This window comes from Nocardia sp. NPDC051833 (genome assembly GCF_040681225.1).
Taxonomy (GTDB): Bacteria; Actinomycetota; Actinomycetes; order Mycobacteriales; family Mycobacteriaceae; genus Nocardia.
On sequence record NZ_JBFAYK010000008.1, the window covers coordinates 18,257 to 35,424 of the forward strand.

The 17,168-nt window shown below is 68.3% G+C and carries 19 protein-coding genes, 1 tRNA gene and 1 pseudogene; 12 read left to right on the forward strand and 9 right to left on the reverse strand.

Features of this window, described 5'->3' with window-relative positions:
• The first annotated feature begins 21 nt into the window (after positions 1-21).
• From AB0L91_RS33370 to AB0L91_RS33395, 6 genes are all read left to right on the forward strand, one after another.
• A complete protein-coding gene (locus tag AB0L91_RS33370; protein WP_365016719.1) occupies positions 22-1,647 on the forward strand; it encodes a LuxR C-terminal-related transcriptional regulator in 1,626 nt (541 codons plus the stop codon).
• 146 nt (positions 1,648-1,793) lie between these two features.
• A complete protein-coding gene (locus AB0L91_RS33375; RefSeq protein ID WP_365016720.1) occupies positions 1,794-2,366 on the forward strand; it encodes a hypothetical protein in 573 nt (190 codons plus the stop codon).
• A gap of 3 nt (positions 2,367-2,369) precedes the next feature.
• Positions 2,370-2,585: a hypothetical protein gene (locus tag AB0L91_RS33380; RefSeq protein ID WP_365016722.1), complete on the forward strand. Its 216-nt coding sequence runs from the start codon at positions 2,370-2,372 to the stop codon at positions 2,583-2,585.
• On the forward strand, positions 2,582-3,388 hold the full coding sequence (locus AB0L91_RS33385; RefSeq protein WP_365016723.1) for a methyltransferase domain-containing protein: 807 nt from the start codon (positions 2,582-2,584) through the stop codon (positions 3,386-3,388). Before AB0L91_RS33380 ends, AB0L91_RS33385 begins: the two co-directional genes overlap by 4 nt.
• Before the next feature lie 153 nt (positions 3,389-3,541).
• Positions 3,542-4,102: an RNA polymerase sigma factor gene (locus tag AB0L91_RS33390; protein WP_365016724.1), complete on the forward strand. Its 561-nt coding sequence runs from the start codon at positions 3,542-3,544 to the stop codon at positions 4,100-4,102.
• A complete protein-coding gene (locus AB0L91_RS33395) occupies positions 4,092-4,373 on the forward strand; it encodes a hypothetical protein (RefSeq protein WP_365016726.1) in 282 nt (93 codons plus the stop codon). The genes AB0L91_RS33390 and AB0L91_RS33395 overlap by 11 nt, the downstream gene beginning before the upstream one ends.
• A gap of 30 nt (positions 4,374-4,403) precedes the next feature.
• Here the strand turns inward: AB0L91_RS33395 and AB0L91_RS33400 are convergent, their stop codons facing one another.
• The 4 genes from AB0L91_RS33400 to AB0L91_RS33415 all read right to left on the reverse strand — a co-directional run bounded on the left by AB0L91_RS33400 (position 4,404) and on the right by AB0L91_RS33415 (position 6,990).
• On the reverse strand, positions 4,404-4,733 hold the full coding sequence (locus tag AB0L91_RS33400; RefSeq protein WP_365016727.1) for a hypothetical protein: 330 nt from the start codon (positions 4,731-4,733) through the stop codon (positions 4,404-4,406).
• A gap of 23 nt (positions 4,734-4,756) precedes the next feature.
• Positions 4,757-5,389 carry a histidine phosphatase family protein gene (locus AB0L91_RS33405; protein ID WP_365016729.1) on the reverse strand — a complete coding sequence of 211 codons (633 nt, stop codon included), beginning with the start codon at positions 5,387-5,389 and terminating at the stop codon, positions 4,757-4,759.
• A gap of 232 nt (positions 5,390-5,621) precedes the next feature.
• Positions 5,622-6,110 carry a hypothetical protein gene (locus AB0L91_RS33410; RefSeq protein ID WP_365016730.1) on the reverse strand — a complete coding sequence of 163 codons (489 nt, stop codon included), beginning with the start codon at positions 6,108-6,110 and terminating at the stop codon, positions 5,622-5,624.
• A gap of 4 nt (positions 6,111-6,114) precedes the next feature.
• Positions 6,115-6,990, reverse strand: a complete 876-nt coding sequence (locus tag AB0L91_RS33415; RefSeq protein WP_365016732.1) for an alpha/beta hydrolase — start codon at positions 6,988-6,990, stop codon at positions 6,115-6,117.
• Between the two features lie 190 nt (positions 6,991-7,180).
• On the opposite strand from AB0L91_RS33415, the gene AB0L91_RS33420 reads away from it, so the two are divergent.
• Positions 7,181-7,819 (forward strand): TetR family transcriptional regulator, encoded by a 639-nt coding sequence (locus tag AB0L91_RS33420; protein ID WP_357347716.1) that lies wholly within the window; start codon positions 7,181-7,183, stop codon positions 7,817-7,819.
• 72 nt (positions 7,820-7,891) lie between these two features.
• Here the strand turns inward: AB0L91_RS33420 and AB0L91_RS33425 are convergent.
• The 5 genes and pseudogenes from AB0L91_RS33425 to AB0L91_RS33445 all read right to left on the reverse strand — a co-directional run.
• Positions 7,892-8,029 (reverse strand): annotated as a pseudogene (locus AB0L91_RS33425) (ATP-dependent DNA ligase); the annotation flags it as partial.
• 14 nt (positions 8,030-8,043) lie between these two features.
• Positions 8,044-8,115 (reverse strand) — tRNA-Val (locus tag AB0L91_RS33430).
• 32 nt (positions 8,116-8,147) lie between these two features.
• Positions 8,148-8,612: a peroxiredoxin gene (locus tag AB0L91_RS33435; protein ID WP_218718893.1), complete on the reverse strand. Its 465-nt coding sequence runs from the start codon at positions 8,610-8,612 to the stop codon at positions 8,148-8,150.
• Between the two features lie 73 nt (positions 8,613-8,685).
• Positions 8,686-9,108 (reverse strand): DUF3052 domain-containing protein, encoded by a 423-nt coding sequence (locus AB0L91_RS33440; protein ID WP_189033190.1) that lies wholly within the window; start codon positions 9,106-9,108, stop codon positions 8,686-8,688.
• 117 nt (positions 9,109-9,225) lie between these two features.
• Complete coding sequence (locus tag AB0L91_RS33445) at positions 9,226-9,783, reverse strand: hypothetical protein (RefSeq protein WP_365016735.1); 558 nt, start codon at positions 9,781-9,783, stop codon at positions 9,226-9,228.
• Positions 9,784-10,117: 334 nt separating this feature from the next.
• Here AB0L91_RS33445 and aceE point away from each other — a divergent pair, with 334 nt between their 5' ends.
• The 5 genes from aceE (at position 10,118) to AB0L91_RS33470 (ending at position 17,042) form a co-directional block, all read left to right on the forward strand.
• Positions 10,118-13,012 (forward strand): pyruvate dehydrogenase (acetyl-transferring), homodimeric type, encoded by a 2,895-nt coding sequence (aceE, locus tag AB0L91_RS33450; RefSeq protein WP_355279056.1) that lies wholly within the window; start codon positions 10,118-10,120, stop codon positions 13,010-13,012.
• Between the two features lie 44 nt (positions 13,013-13,056).
• Entirely contained in the window at positions 13,057-14,358 is a 1,302-nt protein-coding gene (locus AB0L91_RS33455) for a helix-turn-helix domain-containing protein (protein WP_357348472.1), read from the forward strand.
• A 127-nt stretch (positions 14,359-14,485) separates the two neighbouring features.
• Positions 14,486-15,400: an ACP S-malonyltransferase gene (locus tag AB0L91_RS33460; protein ID WP_355279059.1), complete on the forward strand. Its 915-nt coding sequence runs from the start codon at positions 14,486-14,488 to the stop codon at positions 15,398-15,400.
• Between the two features lie 81 nt (positions 15,401-15,481).
• Entirely contained in the window at positions 15,482-15,781 is a 300-nt protein-coding gene (acpM, locus tag AB0L91_RS33465) for a meromycolate extension acyl carrier protein AcpM (RefSeq protein ID WP_019046010.1), read from the forward strand.
• A 10-nt stretch (positions 15,782-15,791) separates the two neighbouring features.
• Positions 15,792-17,042 carry a KasA/KasB family beta-ketoacyl-ACP synthase gene (locus tag AB0L91_RS33470; protein ID WP_218718888.1) on the forward strand — a complete coding sequence of 417 codons (1,251 nt, stop codon included), beginning with the start codon at positions 15,792-15,794 and terminating at the stop codon, positions 17,040-17,042.
• Positions 17,043-17,168: the final 126 nt, after the last annotated feature.

Here is a 17,168-nt window from a genome sequence, read left to right on the forward strand (position 1 = left end):
TCCTAGACAGGGTGATGTGCGATGAGCGTGGTCGACAGCTTGCTGCGGGCTCGGGAGGCATACGAGCGCCGGGAATGGGTGGCCGCCTTCGAGGCGCTGTCCGGGACCGACGCCGACCTGCTCCGGGCCGAGGACTTCGCCCGCCTCGCCACCGCGGCCCACCTCACCGGGCGGACCAACGACAGCGTCCAGGCCATGCAGCGCGCGTACCAGCTGCACCTGGACGCGGGCGCGGTCACCGCGGCGGCGCGCTGCGCGTTCTGGCTGGCGATGACCCTGCTGAACAGCGGGGAAGCCGCGGTCGGCAGCGGCTGGGTGGCCCGGGCGCAGCGGCTGCTGGCGGATGTCCCCGGCGAGGTCGTCGAGCACGGCTACGTGTGGGTGGCCGTGCTGCACCGGCATCTGGCCGCGGGCGAATTCGGTGAGCTGGGGGCCTGCGCGGACCGCGTCACCGACTACGGGCGCCGCTTCGAGGTGCCGGAGCTGATCGCGATGGGCCTGTCGGTCCAGGGCCGGGTGGCCCTCTACGCGGGCCGGGTGCGCGAAGGACTCGCCCTGCTCGACGAGGCGATGGCGGCGGTCGCGGCGGGTGAGGTGTCGACGCTGTTCGCCGGCGAGATCTATTGCTCGCTGGTCGAGGCGTGCCAGGAGATCTCCGATTTCGCGAGAATGGAGCAGTGGACGCTGGCCCTGACCACCTGGTGTGCCGATCAACCGGGTCTGGTGCTGTTCACCGGGCAGTGCGCGGTGCATCGCGGACAGCTGATGCGGGTACACGGCGCCTACGATGCCGCGCTGGAGGAATACGAGTCGGCGCTCGGGCGCTATCTCGCGGCCGGGGCCGTCGCGCCCGCCGGTCTCGCGCTGGCGGAGCGCGGTGATGTGCTGCGCCTGCGGGGCGCGTTCCCCGAAGCCGGTGACGCCTACGCCGAGGCCGTCGGCTACGGCCATGACCCGCAGCCCGGGCTGGCGCTGCTCTGGGCGGCCCGTGGTCGCACCGCCGCCGCCGTGGCCACCGTGCGGCGGCTGGTGGCCGAGACACCCGATCCCGTGCATCGCTCCCGGGTGCTGCCCGCCGCGGTCGACATTCTGCTCACCTCGGGGGAGTTGGCCGAGGCGAGCGCGCTGAGTACCGAATTATCCGCGGTGGCCGAGGGATTCGGCTGCACCGCGTTGCGCGCGGCGGCCGCCCACGCGGCCGGCTGCGTGGCGGCGGTGAACGGTGACCCGGTCGGCGCGGTCGGCGAACTGCGCCGCGCGGTCCGGCTGTGGTCGGCGCTCGACGCGCCGTACGAGACCGCCCGCTGCCGCACCGATCTCGGGCGCGCGCTGCGGGCGCTCGCCGACGAGGACTCGGCCCGGATGGAATTCGCCGCCGCGCAGCGGATCTTCGCGCGGCTCGGTGCCACTCCGGCCGCCGACGAGGTGGCGGGATTGCTCACGCCCGCCCTGCCCGGCGGGCTGACCGCGCGCGAGGTCGAGGTGCTGCGGCTGGTGGCGGCGGGGCGCAGCAATCCGCAGATCGCGGGGGAGCTGGTGGTCAGCGAGAAGACCGTCGCGCGCCATCTGTCGAATATCTTCACCAAGCTCGAGGTCGGCTCGCGGACGGCGGCGGCCGCCTTCGCCTACGAACACAACCTCACCTGAATTCGCGCGGATCCGGTGATGTTTTTCCGGTATCACCGCTGGTGGGGTTTCCTGTGATCGTTAACGATGCGAAAATGTGCGCGGATCGAGATCCGGTCCAGCAGAGGATGTTCCGCCGTTCTCGGCGGGCAGACTGGAGGGGCAAGATGTTTTTCTCGTCTCGAACGAGTTCCAGCGCACGACGATTCGGCACCGTCGCCGTTCTCGCGGCAGGGGCTCTCGGCCTCGCGGCCACCACCGCGCACGCCGGACCAGCAGCAGTTCCGACCGTCCAGGGCGTCGAAGGGGGAGTGGCGTTCACGGCGAGTCCGCTCGCCGACGGCTCCGGACTCACCGCCGCCGTCGCCGACGGCACGTTCCGGCTCGCCGGGGGCGTCGTCACTCTCTCCGACCGGTCCGGGCAGGTGGTGGCGGCCGTGCCGACCCGCATCGTCACCGGCGCGGGCGATGTCGAGCTGGCCGCGGGGATCGCCGCCGACGGGCAGTCGGTCACCTTGCGGCCGGTCGCCGCGCCCGCCTTCGTCACCGACAACCTGGCGACCTTCGTCGACGAAGCGAGCGACACCCTCGCTCGCAAGCAGCACAACGCGGGCATCGGCGCCCTGGTCGGCGCCGGTATCGGCGCGGTCCTCGGGTTCTTCCTCGGTGGTGTCGGCGCGCTGATCACCATTCCGATCGGTGCGGGCATCGGCGCCCTCATCGGCTACTCGACGCCTTAGTGAATGGATGCGGTGGTCGGTGGATCCGGCCACCGCATCGTCGAATGCGACGGAATCTCTTCCTCGACCTGTGGCGCGCCGAACACGAGCCTGTTCGCGCTGCTGACCCGACGCTCTACGCTGGAGCGGGGGGACTCGGTGGCGGTCGCGCCGGTGACGGCGGATCGGGCGCACGGCGTCCTGCGCGATGTCCGGTCGAGCGTTGAGGGGATCCGGTGACAGAACCAGAGGACAAGCCTGCCGAGGTATTCGACTACGACGCCGAGCTGCGGCGGCACAATGCCCAGTTCCGCGCGGCCGCGCGGGTGCGCGTCCACGACAGGGTGCTCGATATCGGGTGTGGCGCCGGGCAGACCACGCGGGAAGCGGCGCGTGCCGCCGCGGAGGGCACCGTGGTGGGCGTCGACGTGTCGGAGCGGATGCTCGCGCACGCCCGTCGGCTCAGCGCCGACGAGGGCCTGGCCAATGTGAGTTTCGAACTGGCGGATGCCCAGACGCATCCGTTCCCGCCGGGATACTTCGACGTGGGCATCAGCAGGTTCGGCTCGATGTTCTTCGCCGACCCGGTGGCCGCGTTCACCAATATCGGGCGCGCGCTTAGGCCTTCGGGGCGGCTGGTGTTGCTGGTGTGGCAGGGCCGCGAGCGCAACGAGTGGACCTCGGTGATCCGCGAGACCCTCACGACCGAGGCGGCGCTCGCCGGGGACGGTCCCGGGGCGTTCGCGCTCGCCGATCCGGCCGTCACCGAAGGCATCCTGGCGGCCGCCGGATTCACCGATATCGCGTTCGCCGAGGTCCACGAGCCCGTCTACTACGGCAGGGACAGCGCCGCCGCCTTCGACAATGTGCTGCGGCTGGTGGAGTTCCGCGACATCATCGCCGGTCTGGGGCACGCGGGCGCCGAGGCGGCGCGGGAGCGGCTGCGGGCCCTGCTCGACGCGCATCACACCGGTGACGGCGTGTACTTCGACTCGCGTGCGTGGATCGTCACCGCTCGCCGACCCCCGCGATCGGGTTTCTGAATCCTTTTTCGCGGCCGGTGCCTCTTATCCATGTCCCGACGACAATGTCGGGAACGGAAACGGAGGTTGCTGTGCTCATCGGAATCGGAATCGTCGTCGGGCTGATGGCGCTGTGCACGTGCATGGTCGTCGTGCGGCGCAAACGAGCCGGGCGTGGCTGAGGCGAGCTGGCCCGATCATCAGCTGATCGTCGCCGCGCAGGGTGGGGACGTCGATTCGATCGCCGCGCTGGTGTCGGGCTCGCACCCCACCATCCAGCGCTTCGCCCGATCCCTGTGCGCCACACCGGAAGACGCGGAGGACGCGGCGCAGGAGGCGCTGATCATCCTGTATCGCAAGATCGGGATGCTGCGGGCCTCCGGGGCGCTCGCGTCGTGGATGTTCCGCATCGTGCGCAACGAATGCCTGCGGCGGGCGCGGCTCGGCCTGCGGGATCGGGCGCCGGTACCGGAGATCGCGGCGGCCGCGTCGGCCGAGGACGAGGTCCTGCAACGCCTCGAAGCGGGCCGGGTCGCGGCCGCGGTCGCCGCCCTGCCCGTCGATCAGCGCCGCGTCCTGATCATGCGCGACATCCAGGGCTACAGCGGCCGCATGGTCGCCGACACTCTCGGCCTCAGCACCGCCGCGATGAAATCACGCCTGCACCGTGCCCGCGCGGCCGTGCGCGACACCCTGCACACCGACCCGGTCCCAGGAGAACACGATGACACCTGACGCCCCCGACTACGCGAGCTCGTCCCTCCCCATCCACCTGCTGCGCGGCGCCCTCGGCTTCCTCGCCCTGACCGGCTCCGTCGCCCTCATCCCGCTCACCGGCCTGCTCAGCCTCCTGCTCCTGCCCGTCGGCCTGTTCGCTCTGCGCGGCTGCCCGACCTGCTGGGCCATCGGCCTGATGCAAACCCTCTCCCGAGGAAAACTCCAGCGCTCCTGCGAAGACGGCGTCTGCACGTTGACCGTCGCCGACCGCGACAAGGTTGCCTCGTAGTTCAGGGCTGACACAGCGTGCCCCACGAATTCACCGTGGGGCACGCTGCGTCATGGCCCGCCGGGCCGCCGCCCAGATCTTCTCGAATTCGTCCGGGCCGATCACTTCGAGCGAGCTGTCGGCCAAGTCCCAGGTGTCGGCGTTACCCTCCGCGAGCACGCCATATCGCCGTTCGTAGTCCTGAACCGCACTGATGCCGCCCTGATCGCGAGCACGTAGCACCTCGTCGAGTGCCGCGGCGGTCACCGGGACGCCATCCCGGCCACGGAGGTCGACCTGGCGGACCGGGTCGCCGTCGTCATCGAGTTCGATCAGCAGCCAGACACCTTCGTCCGCGTAATAGTCACGAATCCACCGCACCGGGCGAGTATTACCCGCATGGACTACCGGTCGGCGAGGTGACTGGTGTCGTTGAGGGTGTGGAGTTGGCGGTTGTGGAAGTAGTCGTCTTCGCGGAGTTCGGTGATGCCGCCGGAGGTGGCGTGGAAGTGGGCGTAGCCCGCGGCGTCGAGGGGCATGCGGATCCAGGCGGCGATGACGAAAGTCAGTGCGCCGCCGTGGGTGACGATGATCTGGTGGCGGCAGTCGCTGCGGAGGATGTCGTCGAGGGCGGGGTAGATGCGGTGGGCGAGCGTGGCCTTGGTTTCGGCCCCGGGGATGCCCTCGTCGTGGGTCATGCGGTCGCCGACGGGTGGGGGTGGGCGGAAGCGGTCGTCGAGCCAGCGCTGGGGGCGCCCGCCCGCGTCGCCGTAGGACTTCTCGCGTAGCCGGTCGTCCAGTGTCGCAACGACTCCCAGTCGCGCGGCGAGGGCATCGGCGGTCTGGACTGTCCGCCGCAGATCCGAGGAGTACAGCTCGACCTCGGCTTCCTCGGGAATCCGCGCGCGGACGGCGGCGGCGATCGCTTCCGCGTCCCGCAACCCGGCGGGGGTGAGCGCGGAGTCGTACCAGCCGCCCACCAGATGGTCGACGTGATGCGTCGCTTCCGGATGCGTGACGACGTAGACAATGCGCACGGTGCACCCTTCTCGTGGGAGCCGATCGGCAGACCAGATGACGCTGTGGGTAGGCGCAGAGGGGAACGAACCCCCGACCGCTGGTGCGTAAACCGCGCAGGCTCTCCGCCCGGGTTCCTTTCTACTCCAACGACTGAGGTCACGGCCACTATCCGGCCGAGTCGCATCGTTCGAACCGAGAACGGCCCCGGAATCTCATGGTTCCGGCGCCGTTCGTCGTCCTCATGCCGGTTCAGTTGAGCGGAACCGGGTGGTCGAGCAGGCGGAGGACGGGGTCGATGCAGGTGGGAGCGTCGGCGAGGGCGTGGCTGGTGAATTCGATGATGGCCAGTTCATGACGGACGACGTAGTCGAAAAACTGTGCCTCGGCCGTGTTTTCGTAGTGGCGGGCAAGACGATGAAAGGCGGGCAGGTAGCGGGTGGTCGTTTCGCGGACCGCGCGCAGTTGTAGCCCGTAGGGCATCAGGTGCAAACCGCTGCCACCGATGCGGCCGAGGGTGTCGGCCATGGCATTGGTCGATGGGATAGCCAGATCGGCGCGTTCGAGGAAGGCGCTGACGCCGGCCTGGGTCCGGATCTCCAACTCGTGCAGGGCTTGCCAGCCGGCGCGGCGGCGGGACGAGGCGTGGTCGGCAGCGGCGGCGAAGAAGGACGAGCCGAGATCTTCCGATTCGACGAGTCGGTGTAGATCGGCGGCGATGCGCGTGGGGATCGTGGTCATGAGTTCACCTGGATTCTGTGTCGGTGGAGAGGAATTCGGTGACGAGCAGATTGAATTCGTCGGGCTTTTCGAGCATCGGCAGGTGTCCGGCACCGGAAAGGACTTCCACCTGCTGCACTGCCGGGTTGTCGGCGGCGAAGCCGCGCAGGTCGGCCGCTGGGGCGATCCGGTCGAGCTCGCCGCCGATCAGCAGTGTCGGACGGGTGAGTGTCAGCGCGGCGGTGAAGTCGTAACCGAAGCCCTGTCGCAACGTCGACAGGGTGCCGGGACCGCCCACACCGGCGAGGAAGTGGCCGAACGTCTCCGGGGAGATGTCGTCCGGACGCGGAACATACGGCGCCAGCGCCAGTTTTCGCGCCCACGGGGTTCGAGCGATCAGTTCCTGGATCGAGGACGGCAGCGGTAGCCCCGCGGTCGCCGCTTCGACCAGGAAATTCACCAGCCCGGGGTCGCGGCGCAGGGTGGTGATCGGCGCGTCGAACAGCGCCAGCACCGAGGTGATCGGGCCACCGGCCAACACGATTCGGTCCACCGTGTGGGGAAGTCTGGCCGCGACCTCGCACGCCACCAGAGTGCCCATCGAATGCCCGACCACATCGATCCGCTCGACCCCGCACCGTTCCCGCAGTGCGTCGATCACCGCCACGGCGTTGCCCATGCTCGACACCTGCGGCTTCTCCGAATCGCCGAATCCCGGCAGGTCGACCGCGAGGACGCGGTGCGTGCGCGCCAGCGCCGGGATCGTCGCGGCCCAGTGCCGCCAGCACCCGCCCAGTCCATGGACGAGGACACACACGCGTTCACCGGCGCCGGCCTGCACATAGGCGACTCGGCGCCCGTCGACGACGACATCGTGCCGTGTCGGCTCCGGTCGGCTCACGGATTCGACGCTGACTGTGGAGTTTCTGCCCACCCTGGCTCCCGCCTCGCACTGTCGGTAGTCCGAAGTTCGTCCCACCGCGCTGAATGTCACTTGCTGCCTGAAAGTGACTTTCAGAGACTAGCGCCGTTCGAGGAAGTTGTGCAAGTCACTGTCAGTCGTCGGCAATGGGCTCGCGTATCGTTTCGGGGTGCCCGATCCCGTCCGTCAACCGCAACCGCCCGGCCTGCTCGAGCGCCGCAAGATGCAGGCGATGCTGGAAATCCAGGACGTCGCCCTGGGATTGTTCGAGTCCGACGGCTACCGCAAGGTGTCGGTGGAGCAGGTCGCCGCAGCGGCCGGGGTCTCGGCGAGCACGATCTACCGCTACTTCGGCACCAAGGAACAACTGGTTGTCTGGGACCACGTCGACACCCAAGCCCTCACCCTGCTGACCGCAGGCACCGACGTCGTCACGACGGCCGAGCTACTGGCCGCGGTCACCGCCGTCGCGCCGATGGTCATTGCGGCCCTTGCGCATTCGAGTGAAGAGCAACGTATCCGGCGCCGAGTCCGGCTGATGACGTCCGAGCCCGAAGTCCGCACCGGTGAGCTGCAACAGATCCACCGCCTGGAGCGCCAGATCCAGCACCTGCTGACCCAGCGGCTCGGGCGCGACGACATCGACCTGACCATCCGCTACGCCGCTGCCCAGGCTGCCTGGGGGTACCTCGCCGCCGTCGACCACTGGGCGGCAACCGAATTCACCGAACCCCTGACCGATGTCCTCCAGCGCACCACCGACCTGATGGTCGAAGCTGTCGGCGCCGTACTGAACACCCCCGGCTGACCAGTACACAGCCAGCCGGTCCGCAGCAGCTGGTCGGCCGGCGACCGATTCGGTGGAACCCGTCGGGGCGACGAGTTCGCCGTCGAGCAGCATGGTGCGGCTGTCGGCGACTTCGGCCAGAGCTGTGATGACTTCGGGGTAGAAGCCGGTGATCTCACGCTGGTTCCGGCTACGCAGGGTGACACTGTCGCCGGTGTAGCGGGCGATCACGCGATCTTCGTGGGTGGGCGCAGAGGGGATCGAACCCCCGACCGCTGGTGTGTAAAACCAGTGCTCTACCGCTGAGCTATACGCCCTGGCACCGCCGGCGGGAACCGGCGGTGACGGTTTATGAATCTAGCGCGGCGAGCGCTTTCTCCCAAGCCGCCTGGTCACGGGCCTCTCCGGGCCCGTTCATCTCGGCGAAAGTGATGTAGCCGGACTTGTCGACGACGAAGGTGCCGCGGTTGGGGTAACCGGACTTCTCGTTGAAGACGTCGTAGGCCTGGGTGACCGCGCCGTGTGGCCAGAAATCGGACAGCAGGGGGAACAGGTAGCCCTGTTCGGCGGCCCAGATCTTGTGGGTGGGCGGGGGACCGACGGAGATCGCGAGGATCTCGGCGTCGTCGTTCTGGAACTTGGGCAGTTCGTCACGCACCTTGCACAGCTCACCCTGGCAGATGCCGGTGAAGGCGAGCGGATAGAACACCAGCAGGACGTTCTTCTTGCCGCGGTAATCCGACAGCGAGACCGGCTGGTTGTTCTGGTCCTTGAGCGTGAAGTCCGGCGCGAGAGTGCCAACCTCTAGCGGCATACAGCGAATCCTCCGTCGTGTCGGGTCTCAGCCGAGCGTTCTCGTCCGGCTGAGACCTTAGCGAACGGCGGATTCAGCGCTGTTTGGACGGTGCCTTCGGCTGGACCAGGCGTGAGCCCGTCCAGCTGCCGAGGCTGATGGTCGAGGTCTGGGTCAGGCCGGCCGTGGGCGCGGCTTCGGCGATCTCGCTCGGATCGACATGGCCCGATTGACCGGTCTTGGGGGTGAGGACCCAGATGAAGCCTTCGTCGGCCAGCGGGCCGATGGCGTCCATCAGCTCGTCGGCCAGATCGCCATCACCTTCTCGCCACCACAACAGGACGGCGTCCACGACCTCGTCGGAGTCCTCGTCGACCATCTCGCCGCCGCTGACCTCCTCGATCTCGGCGCGCAAATCGTCGTCGGTGTCCTCGTCCCAGCCCAATTCCTGAACGACCAAGCCGTGAGAAATGCCAAGCTTCTGAGCGTAGTTCTGCGCGTCCGCCGCGGCGACCACGGTGGTGTCCTCCCTAAACTGCCGACAGTAGATACGTGCAAGCGAACATGGTTATCGGCCGCAGCGCAAGCCGATCGGATGAATTGGGACCGTATGCCGCGTGTCGGCGGGGCGAATTCAGCGGCTCGGGCAGGCGTCGTGGACCGCGGTGCGGGCCTGGTTGATCTTGCGGCTGGCGTCGTTGAGCCGGGTCACCTGGGAGCTGTAGGTCATCTTCCTGGTCTCGGCGGACAGCTCGCGCGCGGCCACGACATAGGCGGTGAACTTCTCGGCGAGATCGGCGGGCAGCGCCCCGGCCGCCGCGGTGACGCCGGTCTCGACCTTGGTCGCGGCGTTGTCGAGGGTGGTAGCCGCGGCCTCGCGCTTGTCGGCGTAGTCGGGGGAGTTGTGGTCGTGCGCGGTGACGAACTCGTTGAAGGCGGTGACGCCGGCGCCGGTGGTGGTGGGGAACTGGGTGCAGTTGTCGCTGATCGCCTTGGTCTGCGCGGCGGCGGCCTTCGACGAGGCGGCGGCCGAGGCGGACGCGGCGGCGGAGGTCTGGTAGGCGGCGACCTCGGCGGGGTCGGTGGTCGCGGTGCCGGGCACCTGCTCGGCGCAGCCGGCCACGACCATGCCCGCGGTCACGGCGACAGCGGCACAGACCAGCCCGAGCCGGCGCACGTCCAGCAGCCTCATCGTTCCCCGATCCCTCTCGCTCGGTTGCTTCCCCTGCAGAACTTAGTCGAATCCGCGGACGCGTGGATCGGCGCTGCTCCGGGACTTCCGTTCGGTCCGGAATCCATAGGGAAGTGATATGAATGAGGCAGCAGGGGCCGCTGGGGGAGCGGCAGGCCGTGGTCCAGCGAAATACCGGGCAGTACCTGCTCGGGAGGGATGCCCCGGGCAGCCTTTTCGGTAAGGATGAAAGGTGCGCCCGAAACTTTCGTGACGGGTGGCCCGCACACCAAGCGGGCAGGCCCGGGGATAGCGACGCCAACAAGCAGTTCAGCCCCCAGTACGAGGAGCAGATTTGACCGACCTGATCCACTCTGTATCAGCGAATTCCGCGAACGACCCCGCCGCGGCGGCACCCGCCGCAGGCGCCGAGTCCGCCACCAGACCTACCGGTGAGCGGGTTCGGGTGATCCGCGAGGGAGTGGCGTCGTATCTTCCGGATATCGACCCCGAGGAGACCAGCGAATGGCTGGAATCCTTCGACGACATGCTCGACCGCGAAGGTCCGGGCCGCGCCCGGTACCTGATGCTGCGACTGCTCGAGCGCGCAGGCGAGCGCCGCGTCTCGATCCCCGCGCTCACCTCCACCGACTACGTCAACACCATCCCCACCGAGAACGAGCCCTGGTTCCCCGGTGACGAGGAGGTCGAGCGCCGCTACCGCGCCTGGATCCGGTGGAACGCCGCGATCATGGTGCACCGCGCGCAGCGCCCCGGCATCGGCGTCGGCGGCCACATCTCGACCTACGCGTCCTCGGCGGCGCTCTACGAGGTGGGCTTCAACCACTTCTTCCGCGGCAAGGACCATCCCGGCGGCGGCGACCACATCTACATCCAGGGCCACGCCTCGCCCGGCATCTACGCGCGCGCCTTCATGGAGGGCCGCCTGAGCACCGACCGGCTCGACGGCTTCCGGCAGGAATACAGCCACGGCGGACCGGGCCACGGCCTGCCGTCCTACCCGCACCCGCGGTTGATGCCGGACTTCTGGGAGTTCCCGACGGTGTCGATGGGCCTGGGCCCGATGAACGCCATCTATCAGGCGCGGTTCAACCACTACCTGCACGACCGCGGCATCAAGGACACCTCCGACCAGCACGTCTGGGCGTTCCTCGGCGACGGCGAGATGGACGAACCGGAGTCGCGCGGCCTGATCCAGGTGGCCGCCAACGAGGCGCTCGACAACCTGACCTTCGTGATCAACTGCAACCTGCAGCGGCTCGACGGTCCGGTGCGCGGCAACGGCAAGATCATCCAGGAGCTGGAGTCGTTCTTCCGCGGCGCGGGCTGGAACGTCATCAAGGTGGTCTGGGGCCGCGAGTGGGACGCGCTGCTCGGCGCCGACCGCGACGGCGCGCTGGTGAACCTGATGAACACCACCCCCGACGGTGACTTCCAGACCTACAAGGCCAACGACGGCGCGTACGTGCGCGACCACTTCTTCGGCCGCGACCCGCGCACCAAGGCGCTGGTCCAGAACATGTCCGACAGCGACATCTGGAACCTCAAGCGCGGTGGCCACGACTACCGCAAGGTCTACGCGGCCTACGCGGCGGCGATGGCGCACAAGGGCCAGCCGACGGTGATCCTGGCCAAGACGATCAAGGGCTACACCCTCGGCAAGCACTTCGAGGGCCGCAACGCCACCCATCAGATGAAGAAGCTGGCGCTGCAGGACCTCAAGGACTTCCGCGATCTGCAGCGCATCCCGATCACGGACGCCGAGCTGGAGAAGGATCCGTACCTGCCGCCGTACTACCACCCCGGCATGGACAACCCGGCCATCCAGTACATGCTGAGCAGGCGCCAGTCCCTCGGTGGGTTCGTGCCGGAGCGGCGCACGGCGCCCAAGCCGCTGACCCTGCCCGGCGACGAGGCCTACCGCTCGGTCCGCAAGGGCTCGGGCAAGCAGAAGGTCGCGACCACCATGGCGCTGGTGCGTCTGGTCAAGGAGCTGCTGCGGGACAAGGAGATCGGCAAGCGGATCGTGCCGATCATCCCGGACGAGGCCCGCACCTTCGGTATGGACTCGTGGTTCCCGACGCTGAAGATCTACAACCGCAACGGCCAGCTCTACACCTCGGTCGACGCGGAGCTGATGCTCGCCTACAAGGAGAGCACCGTCGGCCAGATCATGCACGAGGGCATCAACGAGGCCGGTTCCACCGCGACCTTCACCGCGGCGGGCACCTCCTACGCCACCCACGGCGAGCCGATGATCCCGCTCTACATCTTCTATTCGATGTTCGGCTTCCAGCGCACCGGCGACAGCTTCTGGGCCGCCGCCGATCAGCTGGCGCGCGGTTTCGTCCTCGGTGCCACCGCGGGCCGCACCACGCTCACCGGCGAGGGTCTGCAGCACAACGACGGCCAGTCGCTGCTGCTCGCCTCGACCAACCCGGCCGTGGTGACCTACGACCCGGCGTTCTCCTTCGAGATCGCGCACATCATGCGCGACGGCCTGCGCCGGATGTACGGCGGCGCGACCCCGGAGACCAGCCCGCTACCCGGCACGAATCCGCCGGAGACCGGCGCCTTCGCCGGGGAGAACATCTTCTACTACATCACCCTGTACAACGAGCCCTACCAGCAGCCCGCCGAGCCGGACGACCTCGACGTGGCCGGTCTGCTCAAGGGTCTCTACCTGTACCAGCGCGGTGGTGAGGGCAGCATCCGCGCCCAGATCCTGGTCTCGGGCGTGACCGTCCCCGACGGTCTGCGCGCCCAGGAGATCCTGGCGCAGGAGTGGGGCGTGGCCGCCGACGTGTGGTCGGTGACCTCGTTCGGCGAACTGCGCAGGGAGGCGCTGGACAAGGAGATCCAGGCGCTCAAGCACCCCGACACCGATCCGGGCGTGCCCTACGTCACCCAGGCGCTCGCGCAGACGCAGGGCCCGGTCGTGGCCGCGACGGACTGGATGCGCGCGGTCTCCGATCAGATCCGGCAGTGGGTGCCGGGCGACTACATCACCCTGGGCACCGACGGGTTCGGTTTCTCCGACACCCGCCCGGCCGCGCGCCGGGTGTTCAACGTCGACGCGCAGTCGATCGTCGTCGCGGTGCTCGAGGGCCTGGTCAAGGACGGCACGCTCGACAAGGCGAAGGCGGTGGAAGCGGCGGCGAAATACCGTATCGACGACGTCTCCGCCGCGCCCAAGCCCAGTGCGGACGCGGGCGAGGAACTCGCGTAGCGGACTATTGGACTGTGGAGCGCAAACCGCCGCGGCCCCGTCGGATCACCGAGGGCACCAGCGAACACGAGGTCTATCTGCCGACCGGGGCACTGTCCCCGAATCGGCAGACCCGTGATCCGCTGCCCGACACGCTGCTCAAGCGGGTCAAGCAGTTCTCGGGCCGGCTGTCCACCGAGGCGGTGGGGTCGATGCAGGATCGGCTGCCGTTCTTCGCCGATCTGGACGCCGCGCAGCGTGCGGGCGTCCAGATGCTGGTGCAGACGGCGGTCGTGAACTTCCTGGAGTGGTTGCAGGATCCCGATTCCGACATCCGCTTCAGCCTGGACGCGTTCCAGGTGATTCCGCAGGATCTGGCGCGGCGGCTGACGCTGCGCCAGACCGTGGACATGGTGCGGGTGGCCATGGACTTCTTCGAGCAGTGGCTGCCCGCCCTGGCGCGCAACGACCGGCAGCTGGTCGCGCTCACCGAGGCGGTGCTGCGATACGGGCGTGAGCTCGGCTTCGCGGCCGCCTCGGTGTACGCCAGCGCCGCGGAGTCGCGTGGCGCGTGGGACACCCGCCTGGAGGCGCTGGTGGTCGACGCGGTGGTCCGCGGCGACACCGGTCCCGACATGCTCTCCCGCGCGGCCACGCTGAACTGGGACGCCACCGCGCCCGCCACCGTGCTCGTCGGCACCCCACCGGCGGATCAGGGTGTCTCGACGGTCGGCGCGGTGCACACCATCGCGACCAGGCACGGCAGGGCCGCGCTGGCGGTCGTGCAGGGCGCGCGGCTGGTGATGGTGGTCAGCGGGCATCTCGGCGACGCCGGGATCGCCTCGCCGTTCCTGGCCGATCTGCTGGCCGACGTCTTCTCCGACGGCCCGGTGGTGATCGGCCCGACCATGCGCACCCTGGGCGCCGCGCACGCCAGCGCGATCGAGGCGCTGGCCGGGATGGAGGCCGTGGTGGGCTGGCGTGGCGCGCCAAGGCCCGTTCACGCCTCGGAATTGCTGCCCGAACGCGCCCTGCTGGGCGATAGAGCTGCGATCGAGGCGCTGAACGAGTATCTTGTGCTCCCGTTGGCTGCTGCCGGATCTTCGTTGTCCGACACACTCGACGCCTATCTGGATTGTGGTGGAGCAGTAGAAACGTGCGCGCGTCAGCTGTACGTCCATCCAAATACCGTTCGGTACCGTCTCAAACGAATCGGCGAGATCACCGGACGTGATCCCATGAATCCTCGAGACGCTTATGTGCTCCGAATCGCGGCGACAGTGGGCCGTTTGACACGAACACATAACGAATCATCACCCCCCGTCACAGAAACCCCGCCTACCCCAGTGGGCTACGAGCCCCTGTAACGAGATCGGCGAATCGGTCGATCGGGACACCCCACCTCGGATTTTGTGGGACCCCTACAAAACCCGTTCGAAAGCTTCATTCGCGCCGACATCTCATGCGGCGGGGGTCACAGTGTTTTCTTAGGGAGTGATCGCGTTGTTCACCCCTGGACAGGGGTCCCAGACACCCGGCATGCTCGCGCCCTGGCTCGCCCTCCCCGGTGCGACCGACCGCCTCGAGCTGTGGTCGAAGGCCGCAGGCCTCGACCTGGTCCGTCTCGGTACCACCGCGACGGCCGAGGAGATCGTCGACACGGCGGTGACCCAGCCGCTCGTCGTCGCGTCCGCACTGCTCGCGTTCGCCGAAATCGCCCCCGAGGCGATCCCGGCGGATACCATCGTCGCCGGACACTCGGTCGGCGAATTCGCCGCGGCCGCTGTCGCCGGCGTCATCACCGCCGACGAGGCGGTCACCCTGGCCGCCATCCGCGGCCGGGAGATGGCCAAGGCGTGTGCGCTGGAGCCGACCGGTATGTCCGCTGTGCTCGGTGGTGACGAAGCCACCGTGCTCGCACGGCTCGCCGAGCTCGACCTCGTCCCGGCCAACCGCAACGCGGTCGGCCAGATCGTGGCGGCGGGTCGCTTGGAAGCTCTGGCGGAGCTCGCCGCGAACCCGCCGGAGAAGGCACGGGTCCGCGCATTGCCCGTCGCCGGTGCGTTCCACACCGTTTTCATGGCCCCGGCCCAGGCTGCTGTCGCCGATGCCATCGCGCAGATCTCGCCGAGCGACCCGATCCGGACGCTGCTGTCGAACTTCGACGGCAAGCCGGTCACCTCGGGCGCCGACGCGATCGATAAGCTCGCCGCCCAGGTCACTCGCCCCGTGCGCTGGGACCTGTGCACCGAGACCGTCCGCGAGGCGGGCGTCTCCGCTGTGGCCGAGCTGCCGCCGGCGGGCACCCTCGTCGGTATCGCCAAGCGGGAGCTCAAGGGCACGCCCAACCTGGCCCTGAAGACTCCGGAAGACCTCCCCGCGTTGGTCGAACTGACCATCTCCGGCTAGCTTTCCCCCCGGCGGTCGCGCACGACGAGGTGCCGGCCGTACAAGACCCCTACAAATGAGAACAAGAAGGGAGCCACCAAAGTGGCCGCTCTGACCCAGGAACAGATCGTCGAAGAACTCGGCAAGATCATCGAAGAGGTTACGGGTATCGAACCCTCCGAGGTGACCATCGAGAAGTCCTTCGTCGACGACCTGGACATCGACTCGCTGTCCATGGTCGAGATCGCTGTGCAGACCGAGGACAAGTACGGCGTCAAGATCCCCGACGAGGATCTGGCCAGCCTGAAGACCGTGGGTGACGCTGTCTCCTACATCCAGAAGCTCGAGGCGGAGAACTCCGACGCCGCCGCGGAGCTCAAGGCCAAGTTCGACGCCGAGTAGGGCTGAACCAGTGACCACTCCTTCCACCTTGAACGGGAATTTCCCCAACGTCGTCGTCACCAGCATGGCGGCGACCACGTCGATCGCGGGTGATGTCGATGCGACGTGGAAGGGACTCCTCAACGGTGAGAGCGGAATCGACGTTCTCGAGGATTCCTTCATCGAGGAATACGACCTGCCGGTGCGTATCGGCGGTCACCTGAAAGTCAGCCCCGACACCCTCCTGAGCCGGGTCGAGATCCGCCGTATGGCGTATGTCGAGCGCCTGGCGACCGTCCTCGGTCGCGAGGTGTGGAAGAACGCGGGCAGCCCGGAGGTCGACCCCGACCGCCTGGGCGTCGCGATCGGCACCGGTCTCGGTGGTGGCGACGCGCTGATCGACTCGGTCGACAAGCTGAAGAACGGCGGCTACCGCAAGATCTCGCCGCTGGCTGTTCAGATGGTCATGCCGAACGGTCCGTCGGCCGTCGTCGGTCTCGAGCTGAAGGCCAGGGCGGGAGTGGTCACTCCGGTCTCGGCGTGCTCGTCGGGTTCGGAGGCCATCGCCAACGCGTGGCGGATGATCGTGATGGGTGACGCCGACATCGTCGTCACCGGTGGCGTCGAGGGCTTCATCGACTCGGTGCCGATCGCGGCGTTCTCCATGATGCGGGCGATGAGTACTCGCAACGACGATCCGAAGGGCGCCTCGCGTCCGTTCGACAAGGATCGTGACGGCTTCGTCTTCGGCGAAGCGGGCGCGCTCATGGTCATCGAGACCGAGGAGCACGCCAAGGCTCGCGGTGCCACCATCCACGCTCGACTGCTGGGTGCCGGCATCACGTCCGACGGCTTCCACCTGGTCGCTCCCGATCCCGCGGGCACCGGTGCGGCCAGGGCGATGACCCGCGCGATCCAGACCGCCGGTCTGACCAAGCAGGACATCACCCACATCAACGCCCACGCGACCGCGACCCCCATCGGCGACACCGCCGAGGCCAACGCGATCAACCTGGCCGTGGGTAACCACGCTTCGGTCTACGCGCCGAAGTCGGCACTGGGCCACTCGATCGGCGCCGTCGGTGCCCTCGAGTCCGTGCTCACCGTGCTCGCCATCAGGGACGGCGTCGTTCCGCCGACGCTGAACCTGGACAACCAGGATCCGGAGATCGACCTCGACGTGGTGCACGGGCAGGCCCGGCACCAGGAAATCGAGTACGCGATCAACAACTCCTTCGGTTTCGGTGGGCACAACGTCGCGCTCGCCTTCGGTCGGGCTTAGCCGCACCGATCGACTGCATTCACGATCCCCGGTGGGGTCGCGCCAACTGAATGGTTCGACCCCACCGGCGGTTCGCCATACGCAGCCGCCGTAGCGGCAACTCTTCTTCGAAGGCAGGAGACGAAC